Origin of the sequence: Enterobacter sp. JBIWA003 (genome assembly GCF_019968825.1) — a bacterium.
In the GTDB taxonomy this organism is placed as follows: Bacteria; Pseudomonadota; Gammaproteobacteria; order Enterobacterales; family Enterobacteriaceae; genus Enterobacter; species Enterobacter quasiroggenkampii.
Map to the genome: position 1 here is coordinate 4,239,175 of NZ_CP074170.1, position 21,251 is coordinate 4,260,425.

General features: G+C 50.3%; 24 protein-coding genes and 4 pseudogenes. 20 read left to right on the plus strand and 8 right to left on the minus strand.

What is annotated here, in order from left to right; genetic code table 11:
- Positions 1–6 precede the first annotated feature (6 nt).
- The gene (locus tag KGP25_RS20480; RefSeq protein WP_223539553.1) at positions 7–402 is read right to left on the minus strand and encodes a hypothetical protein; all 396 of its coding nucleotides are present in this window, start codon (positions 400–402) and stop codon (positions 7–9) included.
- A gap of 165 nt (positions 403–567) precedes the next feature.
- Between KGP25_RS20480 and KGP25_RS20485 the strand changes: the two are divergent.
- Positions 568–692, plus strand: a pseudogene (locus tag KGP25_RS20485) (IS1 family transposase); the annotation flags it as partial.
- 15 nt (positions 693–707) lie between these two features.
- Here KGP25_RS20485 and KGP25_RS20490 read toward each other — a convergent pair.
- Positions 708–1,281, minus strand: a pseudogene (locus KGP25_RS20490) (IS5 family transposase); the annotation flags it as partial.
- Positions 1,282–1,372: 91 nt separating this feature from the next.
- Here KGP25_RS20490 and KGP25_RS20495 point away from each other — a divergent pair.
- Positions 1,373–1,905: pseudogene (locus KGP25_RS20495) on the plus strand (transposase); the annotation flags it as partial.
- A gap of 544 nt (positions 1,906–2,449) precedes the next feature.
- On the opposite strand, the gene KGP25_RS20505 reads toward KGP25_RS20495, so the two are convergent.
- The 3 genes from KGP25_RS20505 to KGP25_RS20515 all read right to left on the minus strand — a co-directional run bounded on the left by KGP25_RS20505 (position 2,450) and on the right by KGP25_RS20515 (position 3,852).
- Positions 2,450–2,851: a zinc-ribbon domain-containing protein gene (locus KGP25_RS20505; RefSeq protein WP_223539554.1), complete on the minus strand. Its 402-nt coding sequence runs from the start codon at positions 2,849–2,851 to the stop codon at positions 2,450–2,452.
- Between the two features lie 118 nt (positions 2,852–2,969).
- Positions 2,970–3,176: an AlpA family transcriptional regulator gene (locus KGP25_RS20510; RefSeq protein ID WP_057055960.1), complete on the minus strand. Its 207-nt coding sequence runs from the start codon at positions 3,174–3,176 to the stop codon at positions 2,970–2,972.
- Positions 3,177–3,276: 100 nt separating this feature from the next.
- Positions 3,277–3,852, minus strand: coding sequence for an inovirus-type Gp2 protein (locus KGP25_RS20515; protein ID WP_123060700.1), 576 nt, complete (start codon positions 3,850–3,852; stop codon positions 3,277–3,279).
- Positions 3,853–4,904: 1,052 nt separating this feature from the next.
- On the opposite strand from KGP25_RS20515, the gene KGP25_RS20520 reads away from it, so the two are divergent.
- The 16 genes and pseudogenes from KGP25_RS20520 to KGP25_RS20595 all read left to right on the plus strand — a co-directional run bounded on the left by KGP25_RS20520 (position 4,905) and on the right by KGP25_RS20595 (position 14,104).
- Positions 4,905–5,861, plus strand: a complete 957-nt coding sequence (locus KGP25_RS20520; RefSeq protein ID WP_123060701.1) for a hypothetical protein — start codon at positions 4,905–4,907, stop codon at positions 5,859–5,861.
- A 103-nt stretch (positions 5,862–5,964) separates the two neighbouring features.
- Positions 5,965–6,852: a GTPase gene (locus KGP25_RS20525; RefSeq protein ID WP_164472290.1), complete on the plus strand. Its 888-nt coding sequence runs from the start codon at positions 5,965–5,967 to the stop codon at positions 6,850–6,852.
- A 212-nt stretch (positions 6,853–7,064) separates the two neighbouring features.
- On the plus strand, positions 7,065–7,472 hold the full coding sequence (locus tag KGP25_RS20530; RefSeq protein WP_032233521.1) for a hypothetical protein: 408 nt from the start codon (positions 7,065–7,067) through the stop codon (positions 7,470–7,472).
- A 71-nt stretch (positions 7,473–7,543) separates the two neighbouring features.
- Complete coding sequence (locus KGP25_RS20535; RefSeq protein ID WP_123060703.1) at positions 7,544–7,771, plus strand: hypothetical protein; 228 nt, start codon at positions 7,544–7,546, stop codon at positions 7,769–7,771.
- 302 nt (positions 7,772–8,073) lie between these two features.
- Positions 8,074–8,910 (plus strand): hypothetical protein, encoded by an 837-nt coding sequence (locus tag KGP25_RS20540; protein WP_123060705.1) that lies wholly within the window; start codon positions 8,074–8,076, stop codon positions 8,908–8,910.
- A gap of 93 nt (positions 8,911–9,003) precedes the next feature.
- Complete coding sequence (locus KGP25_RS20545; protein ID WP_123060706.1) at positions 9,004–9,237, plus strand: DUF905 domain-containing protein; 234 nt, start codon at positions 9,004–9,006, stop codon at positions 9,235–9,237.
- 103 nt (positions 9,238–9,340) lie between these two features.
- On the plus strand, positions 9,341–10,159 hold the full coding sequence (locus KGP25_RS20550) for a DUF932 domain-containing protein (protein WP_143345534.1): 819 nt from the start codon (positions 9,341–9,343) through the stop codon (positions 10,157–10,159).
- On the plus strand, positions 10,159–10,413 hold the full coding sequence (locus tag KGP25_RS20555; protein WP_123060707.1) for a hypothetical protein: 255 nt from the start codon (positions 10,159–10,161) through the stop codon (positions 10,411–10,413). The genes KGP25_RS20550 and KGP25_RS20555 overlap by 1 nt, the downstream gene beginning before the upstream one ends.
- Before the next feature lie 16 nt (positions 10,414–10,429).
- A pseudogene (locus KGP25_RS20560) lies at positions 10,430–10,911 on the plus strand (antirestriction protein).
- Positions 10,912–10,922: 11 nt separating this feature from the next.
- The gene (radC, locus tag KGP25_RS20565; RefSeq protein WP_123060708.1) at positions 10,923–11,387 is read left to right on the plus strand and encodes a DNA repair protein RadC; all 465 of its coding nucleotides are present in this window, start codon (positions 10,923–10,925) and stop codon (positions 11,385–11,387) included.
- Positions 11,388–11,415: 28 nt separating this feature from the next.
- The gene (locus tag KGP25_RS20570; RefSeq protein ID WP_123060709.1) at positions 11,416–11,637 is read left to right on the plus strand and encodes a DUF987 domain-containing protein; all 222 of its coding nucleotides are present in this window, start codon (positions 11,416–11,418) and stop codon (positions 11,635–11,637) included.
- Between the two features lie 22 nt (positions 11,638–11,659).
- A complete protein-coding gene (locus KGP25_RS20575) occupies positions 11,660–12,025 on the plus strand; it encodes a type IV toxin-antitoxin system YeeU family antitoxin (protein ID WP_123060710.1) in 366 nt (121 codons plus the stop codon).
- A gap of 56 nt (positions 12,026–12,081) precedes the next feature.
- Positions 12,082–12,459 (plus strand): TA system toxin CbtA family protein, encoded by a 378-nt coding sequence (locus KGP25_RS20580; RefSeq protein ID WP_123060711.1) that lies wholly within the window; start codon positions 12,082–12,084, stop codon positions 12,457–12,459.
- Positions 12,456–12,908 (plus strand): DUF5983 family protein, encoded by a 453-nt coding sequence (locus KGP25_RS20585; RefSeq protein ID WP_143345536.1) that lies wholly within the window; start codon positions 12,456–12,458, stop codon positions 12,906–12,908. The genes KGP25_RS20580 and KGP25_RS20585 overlap by 4 nt, the downstream gene beginning before the upstream one ends.
- 68 nt (positions 12,909–12,976) lie before the next feature.
- Positions 12,977–13,180: a DUF957 domain-containing protein gene (locus KGP25_RS20590; RefSeq protein WP_123060713.1), complete on the plus strand. Its 204-nt coding sequence runs from the start codon at positions 12,977–12,979 to the stop codon at positions 13,178–13,180.
- An 81-nt stretch (positions 13,181–13,261) separates the two neighbouring features.
- Entirely contained in the window at positions 13,262–14,104 is an 843-nt protein-coding gene (locus KGP25_RS20595) for a DUF4942 domain-containing protein (protein WP_123060714.1), read from the plus strand.
- 326 nt (positions 14,105–14,430) lie between these two features.
- On the opposite strand, the gene KGP25_RS20600 is transcribed toward KGP25_RS20595, so the two are convergent.
- Positions 14,431–15,776, minus strand: a protein-coding gene (locus tag KGP25_RS20600; protein WP_123060779.1) for an IS3 family transposase whose coding sequence is annotated in 2 segments (ribosomal slippage) — positions 14,431–15,291 and positions 15,294–15,776 — 1,344 coding nt in all. Because the reading frame shifts where the segments join, the coding sequence is not laid out codon by codon here.
- A 430-nt stretch (positions 15,777–16,206) separates the two neighbouring features.
- Here KGP25_RS20600 and KGP25_RS20605 point away from each other — a divergent pair.
- Positions 16,207–17,025, plus strand: a complete 819-nt coding sequence (locus tag KGP25_RS20605) for a DUF4225 domain-containing protein (RefSeq protein ID WP_223539555.1) — start codon at positions 16,207–16,209, stop codon at positions 17,023–17,025.
- Here KGP25_RS20605 and KGP25_RS20610 read toward each other — a convergent pair.
- Both KGP25_RS20610 and KGP25_RS20615 read right to left on the minus strand, forming a co-directional pair.
- Positions 17,003–17,329 carry a hypothetical protein gene (locus tag KGP25_RS20610; protein WP_039265473.1) on the minus strand — a complete coding sequence of 109 codons (327 nt, stop codon included), beginning with the start codon at positions 17,327–17,329 and terminating at the stop codon, positions 17,003–17,005. The two genes, KGP25_RS20605 and KGP25_RS20610, sit on opposite strands and share 23 nt — an antisense overlap.
- A 282-nt stretch (positions 17,330–17,611) precedes the next feature.
- Complete coding sequence (locus tag KGP25_RS20615) at positions 17,612–18,139, minus strand: LuxR C-terminal-related transcriptional regulator (protein WP_045909946.1); 528 nt, start codon at positions 18,137–18,139, stop codon at positions 17,612–17,614.
- Between the two features lie 672 nt (positions 18,140–18,811).
- Between KGP25_RS20615 and pgaA the strand changes: the two genes are divergently transcribed.
- Positions 18,812–21,250: a poly-beta-1,6 N-acetyl-D-glucosamine export porin PgaA gene (gene pgaA, locus KGP25_RS20620; RefSeq protein WP_223539556.1), complete on the plus strand. Its 2,439-nt coding sequence runs from the start codon at positions 18,812–18,814 to the stop codon at positions 21,248–21,250.
- Position 21,251 lies beyond the last annotated feature (1 nt).

Consider the following 21,251-nt stretch of genomic DNA (forward strand, 5'->3'; position numbering starts at 1 on the left):
CAATAATTAAATCTTAGAAACCTGTAACATGCGGTTTCGTATTTCAACAAACGTCTGACTTTTAACCCTGTCACAAATCATATTCAGCTTATCATTCAGAGTGATGACCATAACTTCTTTAGGGTCCTTTTCCATTAATTCTTCATTAGCTTTATAGTACGCGTACTGTCGGTTAACGCTGTCAAACTGGGCTTTATATCCGGAATACGCAGACATATTAAGTTGCTTCAGGAGGTCGAAGTTATCAACACACTGGCGACCATCTGATTTTGCGCTGATGCTGCTTTTCTGGCCCTGAGATGAAACAAGAGAAACTGAAGAAGGCCGGGTCTTTCCGACCGAATTACATCCAATCAGGAGTGAAGAAATAACAGAGATAATTACTAGGTGCGTTTTTTTCATAACGAACTCATTCCTAAATATTATTTAGCTTTGATGATAATCAACACCACCAAGCATATAAATACACAAATACATAAATGCATGCATATAAAAATACAAATTAAAAGTGGTGATGCCTCTAATTGGTTTAATCTGATTTATAATGTGGGCTTTTAAGGTTCTCTCATGGCCAGCGTTAACGTTCATTGTCCCCGTTGTCAGTCCGCTCAGGTTTACAGCCATGGTCAAAACTTAAAGGCCATGGCAAATTTCGCTACCGTGACTCCCACCACGTGTTTCAGCTCACTTACGCTTAAAGCCTCTCTCAATAGGACTTTATTCCAGACGATAAGACCACAGGCAAAATGCAACATGGCCTCGTAATTTTCTGTCTTCTTTTCCCATCGGGTCAGGACACGGCGAAAACGATTCATCCAGCTATAAGTTCTTTCGACAACCCAGCAATGGGCTTTGAAGTCCTTGTTTTTACTGGCATATGACTCTTCTTTACGGGACTGGATATGCGGTTCGTAGCGGCGGCCCTGTAGATATGTTTTCAGCCAGCCAGCATCGTAACCTTTGTCCAGGCAGAGTCTGAGTTTTTGCCCCGGACGACCCGCCTGAAGCGCATCGAGCGTATCCGCAACCAGGTTCATGTCGTGCGTGTTCGCTGCTGCGACAACCAGAGACAGAGGAAACCCGCTGGCGTCCGTCAGAAGCCCGCGCTTTACGCCTTGTTTCCCTCTCTCAGTGGGGTTGCGGCATGTTTTTTGTTCCTGACAGCGGCGATTTGGTCATACAGCCGTCCATTGACAGCCAGGACCAGTCAATGCTGTCCAGATGCCCGCAGGCAAGCAAACCGTTCTGCCAGAAGCGCTCGAAGACTCCGGCATCGCGCCATAGACTGGCCCCATGAATCTCCAGACAGTGGGAATCACTTAAGTTAGTGATAGTCTTAATACTAGTTTTTAGACTAGTCGTTGGAGTCCGGATGATTGATGCTTTAGGTCCAGAGAAGCGCAGACGGCGAAGTGTTCAGGAAAATCGCCATTGTTCAGCAGAGTTTTGAGCCCGGAATGACCGTGTCGCTGGTCGCCCGTCAGCATGGCGTTGCTGCCTGTCAGCTGTTCCTGTGGCGTAAGCACTATCAGGAAGGCAGCCTCAAAGCCGTTGCCGCAGGAGAACAGGTTGTGCCCGCGTCGGAGCTGGCATCTGCGATGAAGCAAATTAAAGAGCTGCAGCGCCTGTTGGGCAAGAAAACCATGGAAAACGAGCTGCTAAGAGAAGCCGTTGAATATGGCCGACAAAAAAGTGGATAGCGCACGTGCCCTTGTTGCCGGAGGATGGCGAATAAGCCTTGTCAGTCGTTGCCTCCGGGTCTCACGTTCGCAACTGCATGCCATGGCCCGTCGGTCGAAGGACTGGCAGGATCGTCGGTGCAAGCGCAAACCTGATGATACTGACGCGCTGGCCCGTATCCATACCGTTATCGGCGATCTGCCCACCTATGGTTATCGTCGGGTAACTCGACCAGAACACGTGATTAGGCATCCAGTGTTGCGGGCGCCTGTATTCTCAAGCCCCGGCACCACCTTTATCGCGCCACCGTATAGATCCAGTCGTTACAGCGTGAGCATTTCTTGCTGCCAAAGTAAGTATATTCACATCGGGTACATCGCCAGTTTCGGGTTCGTGTGTGCAGCGGCCCCTGGAAAGCCGTATTCCGCTCTCGTCTGCCAGCAGGCCTTACCGGTGTAGCTCGCCGTGGTGGTCTTATCGCGTACTGGCAGCCCTGATTTTTAAGCCTCTCTATACGGTTGCGGCGTGCATGAACAAATATCTCCTTACCCGGAGCAACCTCCTGAATAATCACCTCAGTATGGCAGGAATCACACAGCAGGCGCCCGACGTAGCTGTATGGGACGTCCTGAACGGTTACCCATTCTCCGTCGTCAGTGATGGCGTGTTCAACTGGTTTGAACTGCATCATGACCGTACTCCAGTGCAGATACACTGGTGCACGAAAACCATTCCGCGTGGAGAAACGCGGCTCGCTGTGGTACGCATATCATGCCACCTCGCTGCGGATAACTTCGGTACTGTGCTCACCGGTACGGCAATTCAGGCAGTACCGTTCGCCGTGGTAATCACTTTGGCACTCCGAACAGTGCCAGTCGGCCTTCCTCACTATCGGTAGGACATCTGGGACGTAACGGCGCAGCATGCGTATGCGCCGCGCTTCTATCGGCTCAGGGTGTACGTACGGGCAATGGTGACGACCGTTCTCGGTCAGGTTTTCCCATGTGTGTTCAAACCACGGGCGGTTAGTACCCCATCCAGGGTGGAATACCAGAGCGCTGCCGCAGAGGTGGCAGGTGTAGCGGTCGTAAGGGTGAAGCTGTGCAGTGACCGCGCCCGTGAGGCGCTGAATGCCGTCAAGCGCGATAAAAGATTTGGCGTCAATCGTCATATTAATGGGTCCTTTGCCATACGACAGGCAGCAGTGTTCCGTCCCGGAGAGGGCATCAGTGCAGGTCATACGACCGGTGGCTCTAAATCAGGTGTGAGATGTGATTGCGTTCGATAGATTACTGACGGGACTGCGCGATGCGTTGCTGTAGCCAGGCTTCCACTTCGCTTTCAAGCCAGCGGGAGCTTCTGCCCAGCTTAATGGGCTTCGGGAACTCACCGTCCTGTATGAGCTTATAAAACCATTTGTCGGTTAAGCCAGTAAGCTGGGTGATAAACGCCATCGTTACCAGTTGGTCTTTAAGAACGCTGTAATCTGTGGTCATCGTTTTTTCTCCGTTGGTGATAAGGGAGAAGAAGTCAGGGATGCGAATGGTGCAGACTTCTTCAAACGATGAGGTAATGGCGTATTTTTTTATCGGCGGGTTAGCTGTACTTACGCCGCCTGCCGCTGACTGCCGGGGCCGGGACAGCGCTGACTCTGTAAATCCGCCGCTTTGTACGCTGGGACTGCTTACCGAGGTAGCTCAGGATAAAAGCCATACCCTCCCGCCCTCTGCTGTCGGAAAAACTCACCACGCGTTCGCCTCTTACACGGTAATGTCCCTTTGGCTCACAGCGGTGCGCATAGCCTTCTCCATCCGTGATGTCCTCCCACAGCGACTGAATGGCTTCCCAGAAGCACCAGACCTTCCTGTGACGCTGACCATTGAGATAAAATGCAGCATGGACGTGGTAACGGTGATCTGCTGTGTATTCCAGTACCCAGGCATACCCCACCAGCCCTGATGATGCCGAACTCTGTTCCGTCAGCCAGGTCATATCGGCGACCAGTTGATTTAAGTCAGCGGCGTTAAATGAATCACTATTCTGGCGATAGGCAAAATCCACCCGCAGCATTAACAGTTTCGAGTAGCAGTTGAAGAGCTGGCTCTGATGGTGGAATAACACGTTCTGTAGAGAACTATCGGGTTGGTGATTTCTGTTGGTATTGTGAAGCATGATGTTATCCCGTGATGAATAGTGGTCATGGGATTACAGCAGCGTGTTATTTTTTACTGCGTGGATTTAACCGGATGGATGAGCAGGCTCATGCTGAACAAAGTTACTGGGACCGTCAGCAGCGTATTATCAGCGTGAGGGGATATTTGTTCATGTCATCCTCACGGTATTATTCGGGACCTGTGTTTAGCATGAGTGCATAAGGTTCAGACTGGAGATGAGATTAATCACACTGAGTGTATACGGCTAAACTCTGCGGATGGATGTCCCGTTGATGTGGTTGCCGATGGGGAGTATCAGTACGCTTCTTTATAAAATAACACTAATAACCTAAATGAATTTATTTTGAGGTTTAGTCAGTATCCAGTTACTCGTCTGCTGTCGTGATGTATTTCTGCAGATACACATCGTCTGGGGGAACACTGTTAATCCGGTTTTACCTGATTAACTTCACCGTGCATTCACGTAAGTTGCCGTACAGGCGTTATGCGAGGATGTCGTTCACTGCCTTCACTCATCTGTATCTCAGGGTAGCTTATTTTCGCCACTCTGATAGCAGAGTGATGGGTGTTCCACCTCTGGTCAGTTATATTGGCACAACGGCTACGCCAGTGCCGGAACCTGTAAGGGTAAAGCTTCGTATAATTACAGGGGAATGTAAAAAATGAAAGCACTCAGGAATGAACATACACGCAATGGAACATGGTGAGAATAATATCTTCGCCAGACTGATGTAAGCGTTTTATCCTTCATTTTAACATTTTCACTTCACTGTGTTGTTCTTTAACTGTAAGCACAACCAGTTGCAGAAGACCGGTTTATTGGGAATTTCACCATAAACCCAGGCGAGGGTACCTGTTGACAATTGTGCTCAACAGAGCAGCAAGGGCCGCCCAAAAGCGGTTTAGGACCCTGTAAACAGTAAAATCTTTCGGAAAACAGACGGCTAATACACGGATAAAAAACGTCTAAATCATGGGCTAAAATGGGAGCTTTTGTGGTAATATCACGACAAAATCACGCCATGACCACCACTTTGAGAGGCAAATATAATGGCATTTAATGATAATGGTAAGCGGGTTGCCGTTCCCGGAGCGACTAAACTTGAAGCACTCCTGAAGAGCAGTGAACGGGAGTTGATGTATTACGTCCATTTTTTACAGTGCAACGATAAGACTCGTCGTTATATCTCTGGGATGGATTATGCTGACATTAACCAGATCAAAGCCCTCATACAAAATGCACTTTATAAATCTGAGTTACGGGGGAGGGATATTGATTACACTATTGACGAAATGATCAATAGCTATCGAGAAAAAGCCATGCCTGAAGAAGAAATCAGCTGGTTAAAGGGGGAGCGTAGGGCATGCTTCTGGTTTTTGTTTAATGTACTCATTCGCGATACTCCCTACAGTTTAATTGATAGCATTATCAACAATAACAAATTAAACACGCACTCAAAGTCTGCATATTATTCAGCGGTTGCATGGCTTGATAAGGAAATGTATTCATGGGAGCATAGGGATGTTTTGAATGAAATGAGGAATTATGAAGACAAGTGGATGGGGATAAAATCAAACAAAGCGTATCCCTGGCTCGCTAAAAAAGAACCGAGCGATATAACATATTGTTATACCTACCTCAAGGATAAAGGAATGGGTGATATAACCCCCTCAATGTCAGAAAGAAAAGCTGCATTCATTCTTGAATTCTGTGAGGCTTCAGGCTTTGAATATAAAGATATTATAATGGCATTTTTTGACTATTTACATGGTGCTGCAAGGAATGGCCATCTTGTAACAGAAAATCTCATGAGAAAAATGTCTAGTGGGTTATCCTCATGGCGAAGCAGGAAAAATAAAGATGGATATTCTGACCTGCACTTTGACATCAGGGATGAAAACATCCCAAAACTTAAGGAACTTCAGAAAATTTTCAGACTCCCCTCAAGGAAAGATGTGGTCAATGAATTGATTGAGCGTTTTTACGAGCAGTATAATAAATCCTGATATTTTAATTTTTCTCAGTTATATATCACATTACTGAATTCCCTCCCGTTTTTATCTAACAGGCCATCCCCTCCGGATGGTCTTTTTTCATTCAGAGGCCGATATGAAACATCCCTCGGGCTACGCCCTTATCCGCCGCCATCTGCGACGTTACCCACATGCACTGCGCCAGCATCTGCTGCAGGAGCTTAACCGGCTGGTCACCTATGAGCCGGTGATTGGCATTATGGGGAAAACCGGCGTCGGTAAATCCTCGCTGTGCAATGCGTTGTTCCGCAGCGAAATCTGCGCCGTCAATGCGGTGGAAGCCTGCACCCGTCAGCCACAGCGTGTCAGGCTACGCTTCGGTCAGCATTACCTGACGCTCGTGGATTTACCCGGTGTGGGTGAGAGTGTTACCCGCGATGGCGAATACCGTGAGCTGTACCAGCGGATGCTGTCGGAGATGGATCTGGTGCTATGGGTACTCAAGGCCGATGACCGCGCATTTGCGGTGGAAGAGCAATTTTATCAGGACGTGTTCGCACAGTTCAGAGGACCGATACCGCCAGTGCTGTGGATACTCAACCAGGTGGACAAAACCGAACCCGCCGAGCAGTGGCGATGGTTGTCGGCTCAACCCTCGGCGTTACAGGCGGAGCATATTGCGCAGAAACAGCAGGCTGTGGCACGTCAGTTGCAGATAGCAGAAATAGATATTCTGCCAGTCTCTGTCCGGGGGCGTTACCGGCTGTCGCGCCTGGTGGAGGCCATGATTACCCGCCTCCCAAAGCAAGCCCGCAGTCCACTTGTGCCTCATCTGCAGAACCGGTATCGCACTGATACCGTTATCAATACCGCCAGCAGCAGCTTTGGCGATGCCGTGGTAGAGGTGATTGATAACATCATTGATCTCGCACCGCTGCCGCAGGTGGCCCGCACAGCACTGCATGCGGTGACCCACACCGTCGCCCGTACAGCAGGCTCCCTCTGGGGATTTTTCTTCGGTTAACCTCTTCATTTTCGATAAACCTGAAGACGTGTATCGATAAGTTTTTGTGCTCAATGACGATCGATTTTGTCGATCGAGCCGATCGAAATTCATCGCTGTACCTGATGAATCCCGTGATTACATAATCAACCGGGAATCATAGGGTTATGTTATTTATCCATTAAAAATCAATGTGATATATCGCAGGATTTGTCACATACGGAGAAAGTGTCATGAAAACTGTTCTTATCGCGTTCGCCACCCTTGCTGTACTGGCCGCGATGCCCGCTCAGGCGGCTGATGAGGACGCTATAAAAGTTAATATCGAGAAAAGTGGCTACGAATGCCATGACTGCGTTTACGTCACCGTGACCGCCAGAACAGACAACATTCAGATAGACAAAATTGATGTTAACCGGGGGCGATGCCCGCAACTGAAGCAGGGAAAGACAACGTATAACGGGAAGACCACCCCGGAAGGATGGTGGCCCAATAAAGGTACGTTTACCCCCCGCAAAATGCAGTTTGCCGAGAGTCTGACCTGGCGTTTCGGAAATCCACTCTGGCAGACCGGTATCTCGTGTAATTTCCTGGAGGCCCGGATATTCACCGACCAGGGCACCTTCACCGTCAGTGACTAAATCAGCCCCCTTATCAACAGCCGTTTCCTCTCCCGCCACCAGCGCTTTTTATTGTTCAAATGGAGTCATGAATGAAACGCTTTATTATCAGTATTTATTGTGTGCTGACTCTTATCACGGCCATTTATCAGGTTGTATGGGGGACTCAGGCATGGCGTGGCCTGGCTTATGCCATCGGACAGGGGCTGGTATGGCCCGCAGTCTGGTTCCCTTCACTCGGCAGCATTATCGGCGGGCTCATCTGGATAATCATCATCGTGTTCCTGCTCATCCTCGGTTTGTTTATGCGTAAATCGTGATGATGAAACACAAAGGGCTTTTTCTTGCCTTCCTCCTGCTGTTAACCGCCTGTGATGAGCCCAGGGGAAAACGTGCCTTTATGCGCGAATGCACCGCACAGGGTGATACCGCCCTGTGTGACTGTGCCCGGGAGAAACTCGTTCAGCGTTACGGTCAGGACTGGGGGAATCCCCCCCAAATTTTTACCTCGCCTGATTTTATTGCTTACACCGGTCAGGCTGCTGCTGAATGCATGGCGGAATGAGAAGGTTCTCTTTCCGCCAGACAACGCTATTCTTTATAAACATTTACGGACAACTTTATGATTAACAGACAAAAAATCATCCGCGTCACCGGACTGGTGATAGCGTCCCTGTACCTGATGTTTACCCAACCGGCTGCCGCCGCTCCGGCTGACAATCTTCCCCGTCTGACAACCGACAGCGAAGGGCATATGGTCTGCCACCTTTGCGGGCCGGAGAAAAAGGACAGTTATTTTCTGGCGGATTACCCCCAGGGATATAAAGTAAAGACCGCCAGCTACAGCAAAATCCAGGATACGAGCCGCTATGCCATTCTGATGTCTGACAGTGCCCCGGGAGCGGCGGCGAATCAGACGCCTGATTTTTTCTACATTGATAAACTCGCGGCAACGCCTGCCATCAGCAGCATTCAGTTCGATAATGACCGCTCAAACCTGAGCAGCGCCAGAAGTGTATCGGTAACAGAAAAAAATGGCGTCACGCTGCTCAGCGTTATCTGGAAGAACGGAGAACGTAATACCTTCTCGCTGGATAATGAAGCACCGGCTTATACAGCCCAGATTCTGCGTTCACAGGACGACAGGCTCTTTTGCCGTAACTGCGGCGGTAAAGAGAAAGATACGCTGATTAACGGTGCTGACGAGGCCGGATTATATACTCAGCTTATTGATTCACCGTTCCTCACCCTGCTGAAGCAGGACGGCGGTATTGCCTGCCCTGCCGGGAACTGGTATGTCGTCAGCAAAACCCGTGAAAATCCAGAAATCCGGGAAATCACCGGGATGGGATGCGATGAAATTGCAGACCTGAAACCCTCCATCAAGGCGGGCGTCACAACGCTGAATATCCGCTATATCAGTGGTAAGGCGAAAACCCTCGCTCTCGAAAATCACTGATTCACGTACTGCTCCTGATACTCTCATTAAACCCGCAAACGCCCCGCTCGAATGAGCAGGGCGTTTGTTTTTGTGCCTGCTAAGGAACTCACCATGCAAAACATTTACGACTCACCGTTACCTCCCGGTCCGTTCACCCGTGAACAGGCGGAGGCTGTGGTGGCGGTTTACCGCAATGTTGCTATCGAAGACGACCAGGGGACACATTTCCGGCTGGTTATTCGCGACAGTGAAAACCTGTTGATCTGGCGGGCGTGGAATTTTGAAGCCAACGCCGGGGGATGGCTTAACCGTTACCTGGTCAGCCACGGTATACCCAAGAACTGATTCACCACAATCCAAACAGCTGCCATACCAACAGGCCATGTTCCCTCCGGGGAGCATGGTTTTTTTTGTTTATGCCATTTCATTAACTACAGAGGTACTCACCATGCGCTTAGCAAGCCGCTTCGGGCGGATAAACCAGATACGCCGTGACCGTCCATTAACCCGTGAAGAACTGATGCAGCATGTCCCCAGCGTCTTCGGAGAGGACAAACATGCTTCCAGGAGTGAAAAGTACACGTTTATTCCCACCATCACCCTGCTGGAGAACCTGCAGCGCGAAGGATTCAAGCCGTTCTTTGCCTGCCAGTCACGCGTTCGGGATCCGGACCGTCGGGAGCACACAAAGCATATGCTCCGCCTGCGTCGCGCCGGTCAGATAAACGGTCAGCAGGTGCCGGAAATCATCATCCTAAATTCGCACGGTGGCGAATCCAGTTTTCAGTTACTTCCGGGAATATTCCGAAGCGTCTGCACGAATTCGCTCGTCTGCGGACAGTCGTTTGGCGAAATCAGAGTTCCGCACCGGGGTAACGTGGTGGAGAAAGTCATTGAAGGCGCTTATGAAGTCCTGGGGATATTTGACAAGGTGGAAGAAAAACGTGGCGTTATGGAGTCGCTTTTACTCCCGCCCCCTGCACAACAGGCGTTTGCCAGAGCCGCGCTGACGTACCGCTTTGGTGAAGAGCATCAGCCGGTGACGGCATCCCAGATACTGACGCCCCGACGCTATGAAGACCGTCAGGAAGACCTGTGGTCAGTTTTCAATCGTTGCCAGGAGAACCTGCTGAAAGGGGGTCTGCCAGGACGTACTGCCAGAGGCAAACGCAGCCATACCCGCGCGGTTAAAGGTATCGACGGCGATGTGAAGCTCAACCGGGCGCTCTGGGTAATGGCAGAAGAACTGCAGCAGGCGCTGAGCTGATGCCACCGCGGCCTGATAACGCCCGCCAGGCCACCCTTTATCCGACCGCTCCGGAGAACAATCCCTGCAGCCGCTCCATCTCTGACGACGATCTCTGCGCCTGGTGCTCTCACCTTCTTTATCGCCCCGGTGAACGCAGCCTGTGCAGCTTAAGCCTCCCGGAGGGGCACTGGCCGTCACGCTGTGATGAGGATGGCTATGCGCAGGCCTGCCCGTCACTCCGGCTTAACCAGCATCCCCAACCCGATAAATAAACAAGGAAAAACCAGCATGAACGACATTATTAACCTTTTAACGATACCCTCCCGTTACCGCCACAACCTGCCAGTTCTTCGCCAGCGCTGACCGCCACCCTCGTACAGGATGAGCAGCGGAGCAGCTTCTGGCCGTAGCACTTCGGCTGCATCCCGCAGTGGATAATCATTGAGCCAACTGTCTTCGCCTGGATGGACCGCTTCTGCACAGACTACAGCGGGGGGATCTGGAATTTTTACATACTAAGTAACGGCGGTGCATTTATGGCCCCGGAAACAAATGGAGATACCGATGAGAAGTGGTCGCTATTTAACACCATGAACGGCAACGGCGGCGAATTCAGTGCCGAAGCCGCCGGAATTGCCGTCTGTCTGATGACTTACAGCCATCACGCTATGCGCACCGAATGCGACGCCATGGCGGAGCACTACTATCGCCTGCGGGACTACGCGTTTAACCACGCGGAATGCAGCGCCATCATGCACATCATCGACTGAGGTCAGATGCTATGGAACAACAGTTACCGCTGTTTGCCCGTGAATTAGCCCCTACCGACCAGCAGGCGGTCAGGGAAGCCTTAACCCTGCTGGAGGGTCAGCTACGTGAGCCCGGCACGTCATTTACTTCCAGCCATGCTGTCCGCGACTGGCTGCGCCTGCAGCTCGCGGCACTGGAAAGAGAAGCACTCTCGGTTCTCTGGCTCGACAATCAGCATCGCCTGCTGGCCCACGACACGCTGTTCCTCGGGGCGATTAACAGCATCACCGTCCATCCGCGTGAGGTCGTTAAATCCGGACTGAAAAATAATGCCGCCGCTGCCGTGCTGGCCCATAACCACCCGTCTGGGGAAGCTGAACCCAGTAAGGCCGACAGGTTAATTACTATGCGCCTGAAACAAGCACTGGAGCTGGTTGATATTCGCCTGCTGGACCACCTGGTGGTTGGCGGGATGGATATTGTGTCTTTTGCCTAACGTGGCTGGTTGTAAGGAAGATATAACGATGAAAATCATCAGTAAACGTCAGGCAATGACGATATACCGTCAGCATCCGCAGTCCCGGCTGTTTCGCTTCTGTACCGGGAAGTATCAGTGGTCCGGCAGTATCTGCCACTATGCCGGTCGGGAGGTACAGGACATCGCCGGCGTGCTGGCCGTATTCGCTGAGCGTCGCCAGGACCGCAATGGCCCGTATGTCGTATTGCGCAGCGTTACCCTGAATTAACGCACTGTTAAGGATTACTTAAATGCCGAACACAACACCTGTAGCAAACCATGATATTTCTGAGCCCTGGTGGGGACTTAAACCCACCGTCACGCCATGCTTTGGCGCACGACTGGTACAGGAAGGCAACCACCTGCATTATCTGGCTGACCGCAGCACTATCGAAGGAACATTCAGCGACGCGGATTTACGTCATCTCGACCAGGCCTTTCCGGTACTAATGAAGCAGCTTGAGTTAATGCTGGTTTCCGGTGAACTCAATCCCCGCAATCAGCATTGCGTCACGTTGTATGCAAAAGGTCTGACCCTCGACGCAGATACACTGGGCAGTTGTGGTTACCTTTATATCGCGATTTATCCGACGTCAGGCAACAGCATCCCCCGCTAACTTCCCCCTCTAATCCATCCCCTTTTCAACCCGACTTTATTCAGGAGCATTTTATTATGCAAACCTTATCCGCCATTCCGGCTCGGAAGGCACCATCACACCCAACGCCCGTTGAAATCTGGCAGCGACTTCTTACGTATCTGCTGGAAAGGCATTACGGCCTTTCGCTTAACGACACACAGTTTGGCAACGACGGTGTCATTCAGCAGCATATTGACGCCGGGCTTTCACTGGCAGATGCACTCAATTTTCTCGTTGAAAAATCTGAACTGGTACGAATTGATCGCCCCGGTTTCTCCATTCAGCATCAGTCTCCGTTCATCAGCGCTATTGATATACTCCGGGCCAGAAAGGCCATCGGCCTGATGCAACGTACCGGTTATAAAGCGGTGACTTGCGCCATCAGTGGACGCTCTTCCGGAGGGCTGAAATGAAACTGTCCCTCACAGTAGAAGCCGATAGCATCAATGTACTGGCCCTCAACATGGGCCGGATCGCCATTGATATCGACGGTATTGAACTGGCCAGTCTAATAGATGTGGTCTGTGATAACGGTTACTCGCTTCGTATTGCTGATCCCCCCGGAAAGCTGGTCGTGGAAGATCCGCTTCCGACCATAGCCCGCGTTAACGGTATCCAGTGCAGTACCGCGCATATCACCGTAGCCGATAACACTCTGCTGTTTACCCTTTCACACCAGAACGGAGACTTTGGCGACAGCGAGTGGATCCTGTACACCGGGTCGGGCTATCTGCTCCACCAGGGGGCGTGGTCATTTCCGGTGTTGCGGCTAAAACGCCTGGGTTTGTCTAAATCCTGTCGTCGTCTGGTGGTAACTCTTATGCGTCGTTACGCCATTGGCATTGTTCATTTTGATGCCTGAGGCGAAGTGCTGCCAGGCTTTCCCACCTTTGACTGGTAACTCAACATCAATCACAACAAGGAGTTCTAATGCCAGAATTAACCACTGAGGTCGCTCTCAACATTCTGACTGGCTGGCTGCAGGACAATATTGATTGTGGCAGCGAGATTATCTTCGATAACGACAAAGACAACATTGACTCAGCAGCCCTGTTGCCCTGGATTGAACAGGCATTACAGGACGTTCGCGATCTCCGCCATCTGCAGCTTCTGCAACAGGCCAGAACAGATTAGCCCCGAGCCAGACTTATCACACGCAGATAAGCGCCAGTCCTCACCGACTGGCGCTTTGCTTTTATATAGAGGACAGAAATGATGTCACAACTGACTCTCACCGACCCCGAAGTACTAACCGACCATACCGACGTGATTTGCTCCACCAGTATTGAGCGCATTGTTACCGGACATAATGCCGCACTGGCGGAGATTGAAACGTTGATACAGCAGCTTGACAATATCTCTGCCCTGACAAGCAGTGTCGGCGGAGGTAAATCGAATGAATGGGGAGTACGACAATACCGTTACGACTGCTGGTTGATGGATAAACCAGAAACAGCGATAAAAGCCATCACCCAAAATATCGATCGCAGCATCTGGAAAGACCTGATGAATAAGTCGGGAATGCTGGCGCTCATGGACGCACAGGCACGCGACGAGTGGTACAACAGCCTAGAAAAGGACGATATTCCCGCTGTCAGTGAAGAGAATATTCTCAGTACCTTTGAGCAGCCACATCAGAGTAAAGCGGAGGTGTTCCAGCGGGGAATCATTAACGTGTTTAAAGGACTAAGCTGGGATTACAAGAGCAACAGCCCCTGCAAGTTCGGGAAGAAGATCATCGTTGATGGTCTGGTACAATATGATCGTTGGGGATTTCACTTTCGTCATGGGCGCAGACGTGAGCAGTTAGCGGATTTAGATCGTATGCTGCATCTTCTGGATGGTAAACCTGTTCCGGAGAATCGCAACGATCTTTCCGTCAGGCTGGATGCTCATATCCGCAAACAGCACGTTTCCGTTTACGAAGACGAGTATGTTGAGATACTTTACTTCCAGAAAGGCACTGGGCATATCATCTTTAAACGCTCTGATTTGATTGATAAGATGAACGAAATAGTTACCAGCTATTTTCCTGCAACCCTACCACCTCGTACCTGAACCCAAATTCGAGTCACCAGAATCAATGCAAACGGACCGAGGGTACAAATGAGGGTACAAAAATAAGCGAATTAAAAATAAACCTTATAATTCAAAAAGTTAAATATAAAAATCGATTCCGAGTCCGGGCACCACTATTTAAAGAACCCGCCCTCGTGGCGGGTTTTTGCTTTCTGAGTCAACAACTTGTTGGTTTATCAGTAGTTACCCCTCTTATCTTTCCTCCGGCCCCGCTTCCCGGTGGTACAAAATGGGCATTATGATAAAGCCTACCAAAGACCGAAACGGCACCTACTATATGATCTGCGCCCCAGATCTTGGACAACTTATGCAGCCTGACTCAATCGATATTGTACCGGACTAAGACCGCCAAGTTTTTCCTTTATCCTCAATTGGTTATAATAATCAATGTAATCGATAATGTCTCGCTTTAAGTCATCCACATTTTTATATTCATTGAGGTAATAACATTCTGATTTCAATGTTCCAAAAAAACTCTCTATCACTGCATTATCAAGGCAATTTCCCCGACGAGACATACTCTGGGCGATGCCACTATCTTTTAACCATCGTTGCCAGCGTGACATCTGATATTGCCAGCCTTGATCGCTGTGCAATATTGGGTGTTCGTCTTTCGGCAACTGTTTCAGCGCATCCGTGAGCATAGTCTGCACCATTGAAGGTAGAGGGCGGTTAGCGAGGTTATAAGCAATGATTTCGCCATTATAAAGATCCATGATGGGCGACAAATACAGCTTTTTGCCATTCACTTTAAACTCAGTGACATCTGTGACCCACTTCTCGTTGGGGCGTTCTGCGTCAAACTGGCGTTTCAGGAGATTATCGCAAATTCGTCCTTGTTCTCCTTTATATGAACGGTACTTTTTGACGCGAATCAGGCTGCTAATACCCAGTTCCTTCATGAGTTTTCTAACGGTTTTGCCATTAAGTAAAACCCCCTCGTTACGACATGCCAGCCTGATGCGTCTGTAACCATAGCGACCTTTGTGCTGGTGATAAATTTTCAGCACAAGCGCTCTGGCAGACTGGTATCGGTCCGGAGCCGCAAGACGTTTTACATGATAGTAAAATGTACTCCGGGGCAGCCCAGCAACGATTAACAATCGGGACAATGGCCATTCCTGCCTTAGTTCACTTACAATGCTCACTTTTTCCTGGGCGCTGAGCATGTTTTCTGCTGAACCAAGGCCTTCAGCTTTTTTAAGTAGGCATTCTCGACCCTGAGTTGTTCAAGTTCCTCTCGCTCAACATCGGTTAATGCTGGCTGTGGTGGGACTGGCGTGATGCTTTTATCTGGCACTGGGATGATCTTTTGATTTTTTCGGGTGAAAGCATCCTCGCCATGTTTTCTATATTTTTCAAGCCAGGTACATACAGTACCAAAGGCTGGTATCCCATGTTTTACCGCAGTTTCACGAACAGAGAAGCCATCATCCACAACTTCTTTTACTACCATAAGTTTGAAATCAGCAGAGTAGCGTCCCTTTTTACCCGTAAGCACACCGATCCCATGCTCCCGGTAGGCATAAGCCCATTTTCTTACCGTGCAAGGGCTTATGTCGTACATCCTGGCTACAGATTTCAGACTCAACTCATCTTCCAGATACTTCTCTGACACTTCCTTTTTGAATTCCAATGAAAATTTTGCCATGCGCCCTCAGTTTTTGATCTGGTGTCTAACTTTTGGGGCGCACTACACTATACAGTGGACACATGCCGGATTGCCCAGGGCCTCCGAAAACGTCCAGTCGTGCTGCACATCCGGCCTGATTGATGGTGAAATTCCCGACAAAAACGGCTGGCTTTCCGCTGGTGTTGCCCTTTCCCTACTACAGCGGCCACTCAAGCGAGAACGGGCTTCTCATTGATGCCATTGAGCAAAAATCTGGCCTGATACTTCCGGTGATGCCCGGTGAAAGCCGTCTAGTAGGCCGAGGTGTGTAGCTGCAAAAAGCGACTTCTGCTTCAGACCCCGTAACCACATTGCTACTATATTGTGCATGCGTTGGCACGCATGGCAGTCAGAGGGAGCCGTTTATCAGTCTAAACAGACGCCGGTAAAGCAATTGAGAGGAATTACAATGGATGCAGCATTGCTTAACATGATGCAATCAGGTGGAAGAAATAAAGCCTGGGCGGAAACGATGGTGAATATGGAAGCCAGGAAACTGGTAAATACAGCCAACACTCTGTCGGCTTTTCATCTCAGCGATGGTCTGACTCGAATGAAGTTCATTCAGGAAATTCGGGACCTCATAGAACAACAGTTTACGCTAGCTCGTCAGGCTAAATCAGATAAAGAATGCATGGACTGCGTTAAAATACTTCGAGAAGAAAACTATAACCTCCTGGAACAAGCTCGTTTATTACGAACGAAGGCAGCGAAGCTTTACGCGAAAGTCGAGTTCATCCGAGAGAATAACAAAATTGTTGGGTATGTTATCTCGGCAGTTAGTGTTGTCCTGGCCGGTGCTGAAATAGCCGCAGGATTTACACTGATTGGCACGATGACCCCTCTCGGAGTTCTTGCTGGTGCGATTCTGGTTACTGACGGGGCAAACAGCATCAGTAAAGAAGTGGCTCGCTACGCAACGAACAACACTACCAGTGAAGGGCTGGTCGCGAATGCCGCGATGTCTACAGCTGAGTTTATGGGCTTTAGTCGTGAGAATGGTTTAGGTGTCTACAAATCAATCTCACTGGCCGCTAATGCGTATACCATTTTTGGCTTGTTACGGCGACCTGGTACCTGGCGACTGTTTCGTTATCTACCCACAGACCATTACCGAAAGGTGAGCACATTGAGCCGCCCGCAGCTTACAATGAAAATAGCGGGTTACGGCGTGAAAGCTAAGATTATTTTTGATCTGTTATCCGTCAGCGACCCGTCTCAGAATTAGTCAGCATTTTACGGTAACGCCAGGATTTGTAGCCAAGTTTTGCTGGCGTTATATACCAGATAAAAGGTAGTACAATCAATAACGTGAGCGCAAGTGTCAGACTTGTATCCCTGGATGCAAGTAAAAGAGTTAAAGCCAGTATGATAAAGGCAATAATAGTTATCCACTTCATTGCCTTAAAACGATTGGCCAGATCATGAGTTACGCTATCAAACGAACCACCGTAATTCTCGATATTGTTTTTAAGCTTTTGAAGATCTCGTTTACTAAAACCTGATTTTAAAAGTGCTTCTTCGCTGGTCATTCTACTAACCGTCCCATAACTCACTGAAACATGTGACGAAGTTTAACTGAATTTGACGGATAAATCGCTACCTGACGATATTTGTCAAATTTATATTTATATCAAATAGTTGAAGATATCTTACAGTGGCGGTGACCAGACTCTTCAATCGTGTCCATGACAACGTCCTTATGTCGTTTTGAGCCAGAGTAAATCCAAACCCAAGGCCAGGAAGTTGTCCTCATCCAGCGTTCTCAAACCTCAGAATACCGCCCGCAATTATGCTTTTGTTCTCTCCCCAACCTAGGGATCGTTCCCACCTGTGCCCAGCAGTTTGTTTTTGAAGATAAACAAACACGCCTCGTTGAAGTTCTCCGCCCCCAGCCGTTCTGAGAGCGCCGTCCGTTTGCGATAGAGACTTTTCACCGACGTATTCAGCTCGCCTGCAATCTCCTCCATTGACATCCCTGCCCTCAGCAACCGCAACATGATCGTTTCATGCGTGCTCAGCCGTAAATTCAGCAGCCACTTCGTGGTCAGGCGCCTGCCCTTCATATTGAGCACCAGATTAAACAGCGAGGCCATGTCCGGCGCCGTCAGCGACGTATTCATAAACAGCTTCATACTGAGCAGATTCTCCTCGCGGTGGCGCATATCAAGCATAACGCAGCAGATCGTTTTTCTCGTTCTGGCCGGATGGCGTATCAGGTAATCATATAAACGGAGCGGACAACGACTATCAATCAATACAGAATATTCATCTGCACCGTTATCAAATATGTTTCTGTCAATCGAATCGAGCAGGATAATATCCGGAAAAAATATCCGCATGCCCCTGACAAGGTAGCGATCCTGAGTCACTAACACTATTGAAGTTGCCACTAACCATCCCTTTTAGATTAAAGCAAGAACGATCCTGCGAAAAGAAGACCGCCTTCGTTTTATAGCGCTTTTATATTAACGATAAATGTATTCTGGCTTTGGACATCCCTCAATACACACATTGATGAGTAAGACTTCCTGTAGACTATCATTCAATGTCTGCCATTAATTATAAATAAAAAACAATCGCAGAAAAGTCACTTCTCTAAACATTAAGAATTTTTGTCATGAAACTTCCCAAACATGCACCAGAAAGTACTTTAATTGAGGCAGATACGCGTCATTAAAAATATATACAAAACTGTCACAATAAAAATAAAACCATTATATTTCAAAGCATTAGAATTAATGATTCAATTCAAAATAAACACAAAAAGCTGCTCATTACAGAATTATCTCAAAACTACGCAGCCGCTTTTCAGCATATTTATCCGGCAACATATCAGGTGTACATTACCTCCCATCCAGTCTACTGAGATGAGGATCCATAATTACCTTTAAGTAAGTACCCCGTAACATCACTGCATTCAGATTTAATGTTCTCATTTATGGCCTTTTACGCTGAGCTTAAAGGCGGCCGTGTTATGCAATGGATTCATGAAAAACAAATGGCAAATAGATATGGAAAGATCACTTAGCTTCAGTACATTATTCTTTTATCGCACCCCAACATTATTGTTTCTGTTATTACTCTTTCCTGTTCTGGTTCAGGCTACGGAATCCGTTTATGAGCAACAGATTCAACAGGCGCGTAACGGTAATTACACGTCGTTTCTCGATTATCTTCAGCGTTATCAGCAGCAGCATGCCCTGACGCCTGAACACGTTGCGGACTGGTTACAGGTGGCGGCCTGGGCAGGCCATGATGACGAGGTTATTCAGGTCTGGCAGCGCTACAGCATTTATATGCCGCTGCCCGCCCGCGGCATTGCGGCTGTCGCACAGGCCAGGCGAAATCAGAAAGCGTGGCAGCCCGCTCTGGCGCTCTGGAAAGAAGCGCGCAGCCTTGAGCCGGATAACGACGATTATCGTATCGGCTATATCAAAACCCTGGCCGATGCCCGTAAAGATACGATTGCCCTGCAGGAAGCCCGACAGCTGGTGGCGGAGGATCCCTCGCAGGCACATCTTCAGACGCTGGCGTATGTCTGGCAACGCCAGGGAAAAAGCTGGGATCGGCTTTTAGCCGACACGCGCGCACTGGATATCGCGCCAGAAAATCACGCGCTTCTTCGCGAGCTGATCGACGCGCTAACGGATAACCGGGTCAATACCCCCGCGCTCCTGCTTTCACAAAAGGTGGCGCTGTCCCCCGCGGAACGTCGTCGTCTTGAGCTGAATGCCGCAGCCGAAAGCGTTCGCCTTGCAGATGTGCCAGGCAGATCAGAAAAGGAGCGCCTGCAGCTTGCGCAATCTGCGCTGAATCGTTACGACGCGCTGCTGTCTCGCTGGCAAGGCGAGCCACAGGCGGCGGAAGACATCGTTCTTGCGCGTATCGACCGGCTCGGCGCGCTCTACGCTCATGCCGATTACCCACAGGTCATCAGCGAATATCAGGATCTGACGACGGCCCGTCATCCGGTACCGGGCTGGGCAATCGGCTGGGTGATCTCCGCATATCTGCAGGAGAAAAACGCTGCCGCCGCCTTCGCGCTTCTGCAACGCTATCCGCAATACGCATCTGACCCGCAGGACGAAGAGCACGCGCTTTTCTACGCCTGGCTGGATACGGGACAGTATCCGTCCGCCCGCCGGTATGCAGAGCGCCAGACCCGCAACGTTCCCTGGACCCGTTACGATTTCGGCTCCCCTACCCCTCAGCCGAACGATCGATGGCTTGCCGGCCAGTCGCTCCGTTTTAACTATTTGCTGGCGACGAATGCCCTGCCAGAAGCCGAAAAGCTGGCGCGACGTCTGGCAACAACCGCGCCGGGCAATCAGGGATTGCAGATTGACTACGCCACGCTGCTTCAGACGCGGGGTCTGCCGCGCGCGGCGGAGCAAACGCTGAAAATGGCGGAGGCGCTGGAGCCCTCGAATCTGGAGCTTGAGCAGCAGCAGGCTTACGTCGCCATGGATCTGCAGGAGTGGCGGCAGATGGATTTACTGGCTGACGACGTCGTTGCCCGCGCGCCGCGCGATCGCAGTGCCAGGCGTCTGGACAGGCTCCGCACCGTCCACCATATGTCCGAGCTGCGCCTCAACGCAAGCAAGGGTTTGCACTCCGATAACCCCGTCAGCGGGACGCACGACCTCAACTGGGACGCCACGCTCTATGGCCCGCCCGTAGCGGATAACTGGCGGCTGTTTGCCGGCACCCGCTATGCAGAGGGTAATTTCGATGAAGGCAAAGGCACTAGCCGCCACCTGTTGGGCGGTATCGAATGGCGGCCACGCGATCTCCAGCTTGAAGCCGAGCTCTCCAGCAACCGCTATCACGGGGCGAACAAGCCGGGCGCTCGCCTCTCAACAACGTACTTTGTCACCGATAACTGGCAGGTCAGCGGCAGCCTTGAGCGCCTGTCGCGCACCACGCCCCTGCGGGCGTTACGCAACGGGATCAGCGCCAACCGGGGAGAAGGTGGCGTGCGCTGGTATCAAAACGAGCGTCGCGAATATCAGTTCAACGCCGCCCTCAGCCGCTTCTCGGACCATAACCGCCGACAGGAATACACCCTCACGGGTAAGGAGCGTCTCTGGCAGACCCCGTCCCTGACGCTGGATCTCGAACCGGGGATCGCTGCCAGCAAAAACAGCCTGCGGGACACCCTCTATTACAACCCGGCGCGGGATCTCTCCGTGACGGCCGCCCTGGCCGTTGACCATGAGATGCTCCGCCATTACGACACCCTCTGGAGCCAGCAGTTCGTGGCGGGAGGCGGCCGCTACTGGCAGAAAAATCAGTCCGCTGGCGCCATCGCCCTACTGGGTTACGGACAACGCGTTCAGTGGAACAACGTCATGGATACCGGCGTGATGCTGAACTGGGACAAGCGCCCTTACGACGGCAAACGCGAGAGCAACCTCTCCGTCACGTTTGATGCGACTTTACGCTTTTAAG

What these genes read in the sequence shown, in the direction of transcription:
- KGP25_RS20605 (WP_223539555.1), top strand. Translation starts at nt 16,207, where the DNA reads ATGGATGCAGCATTGCTTAACATGATGCAATCAGGTGGAAGAAATAAA.
- KGP25_RS20550 (WP_143345534.1), top strand. Translation starts at nt 9,341, where the DNA reads ATGCGCTTAGCAAGCCGCTTCGGGCGGATAAACCAGATACGCCGTGAC.
- KGP25_RS20540 (WP_123060705.1), top strand. Translation starts at nt 8,074, where the DNA reads ATGATTAACAGACAAAAAATCATCCGCGTCACCGGACTGGTGATAGCG.
- KGP25_RS20610 (WP_039265473.1), bottom strand. Translation starts at nt 17,329, where the DNA reads ATGACCAGCGAAGAAGCACTTTTAAAATCAGGTTTTAGTAAACGAGAT.
- KGP25_RS20570 (WP_123060709.1), top strand. Translation starts at nt 11,416, where the DNA reads ATGAAAATCATCAGTAAACGTCAGGCAATGACGATATACCGTCAGCAT.
- KGP25_RS20505 (WP_223539554.1), bottom strand. Translation starts at nt 2,851, where the DNA reads ATGACGATTGACGCCAAATCTTTTATCGCGCTTGACGGCATTCAGCGC.
- KGP25_RS20575 (WP_123060710.1), top strand. Translation starts at nt 11,660, where the DNA reads ATGCCGAACACAACACCTGTAGCAAACCATGATATTTCTGAGCCCTGG.
- KGP25_RS20520 (WP_123060701.1), top strand. Translation starts at nt 4,905, where the DNA reads ATGGCATTTAATGATAATGGTAAGCGGGTTGCCGTTCCCGGAGCGACT.
- radC (WP_123060708.1), top strand. Translation starts at nt 10,923, where the DNA reads ATGGAACAACAGTTACCGCTGTTTGCCCGTGAATTAGCCCCTACCGAC.
- KGP25_RS20590 (WP_123060713.1), top strand. Translation starts at nt 12,977, where the DNA reads ATGCCAGAATTAACCACTGAGGTCGCTCTCAACATTCTGACTGGCTGG.
- KGP25_RS20615 (WP_045909946.1), bottom strand. Translation starts at nt 18,139, where the DNA reads ATGCGGATATTTTTTCCGGATATTATCCTGCTCGATTCGATTGACAGA.
- KGP25_RS20525 (WP_164472290.1), top strand. Translation starts at nt 5,965, where the DNA reads ATGAAACATCCCTCGGGCTACGCCCTTATCCGCCGCCATCTGCGACGT.
- KGP25_RS20510 (WP_057055960.1), bottom strand. Translation starts at nt 3,176, where the DNA reads ATGACCACAGATTACAGCGTTCTTAAAGACCAACTGGTAACGATGGCG.
- KGP25_RS20595 (WP_123060714.1), top strand. Translation starts at nt 13,262, where the DNA reads ATGTCACAACTGACTCTCACCGACCCCGAAGTACTAACCGACCATACC.
- KGP25_RS20535 (WP_123060703.1), top strand. Translation starts at nt 7,544, where the DNA reads ATGAAACGCTTTATTATCAGTATTTATTGTGTGCTGACTCTTATCACG.
- KGP25_RS20555 (WP_123060707.1), top strand. Translation starts at nt 10,159, where the DNA reads ATGCCACCGCGGCCTGATAACGCCCGCCAGGCCACCCTTTATCCGACC.
- pgaA (WP_223539556.1), top strand. Translation starts at nt 18,812, where the DNA reads ATGGAAAGATCACTTAGCTTCAGTACATTATTCTTTTATCGCACCCCA.
- KGP25_RS20545 (WP_123060706.1), top strand. Translation starts at nt 9,004, where the DNA reads ATGCAAAACATTTACGACTCACCGTTACCTCCCGGTCCGTTCACCCGT.
- KGP25_RS20580 (WP_123060711.1), top strand. Translation starts at nt 12,082, where the DNA reads ATGCAAACCTTATCCGCCATTCCGGCTCGGAAGGCACCATCACACCCA.
- KGP25_RS20515 (WP_123060700.1), bottom strand. Translation starts at nt 3,852, where the DNA reads ATGCTTCACAATACCAACAGAAATCACCAACCCGATAGTTCTCTACAG.
- KGP25_RS20585 (WP_143345536.1), top strand. Translation starts at nt 12,456, where the DNA reads ATGAAACTGTCCCTCACAGTAGAAGCCGATAGCATCAATGTACTGGCC.
- KGP25_RS20530 (WP_032233521.1), top strand. Translation starts at nt 7,065, where the DNA reads ATGAAAACTGTTCTTATCGCGTTCGCCACCCTTGCTGTACTGGCCGCG.
- KGP25_RS20480 (WP_223539553.1), bottom strand. Translation starts at nt 402, where the DNA reads ATGAAAAAAACGCACCTAGTAATTATCTCTGTTATTTCTTCACTCCTG.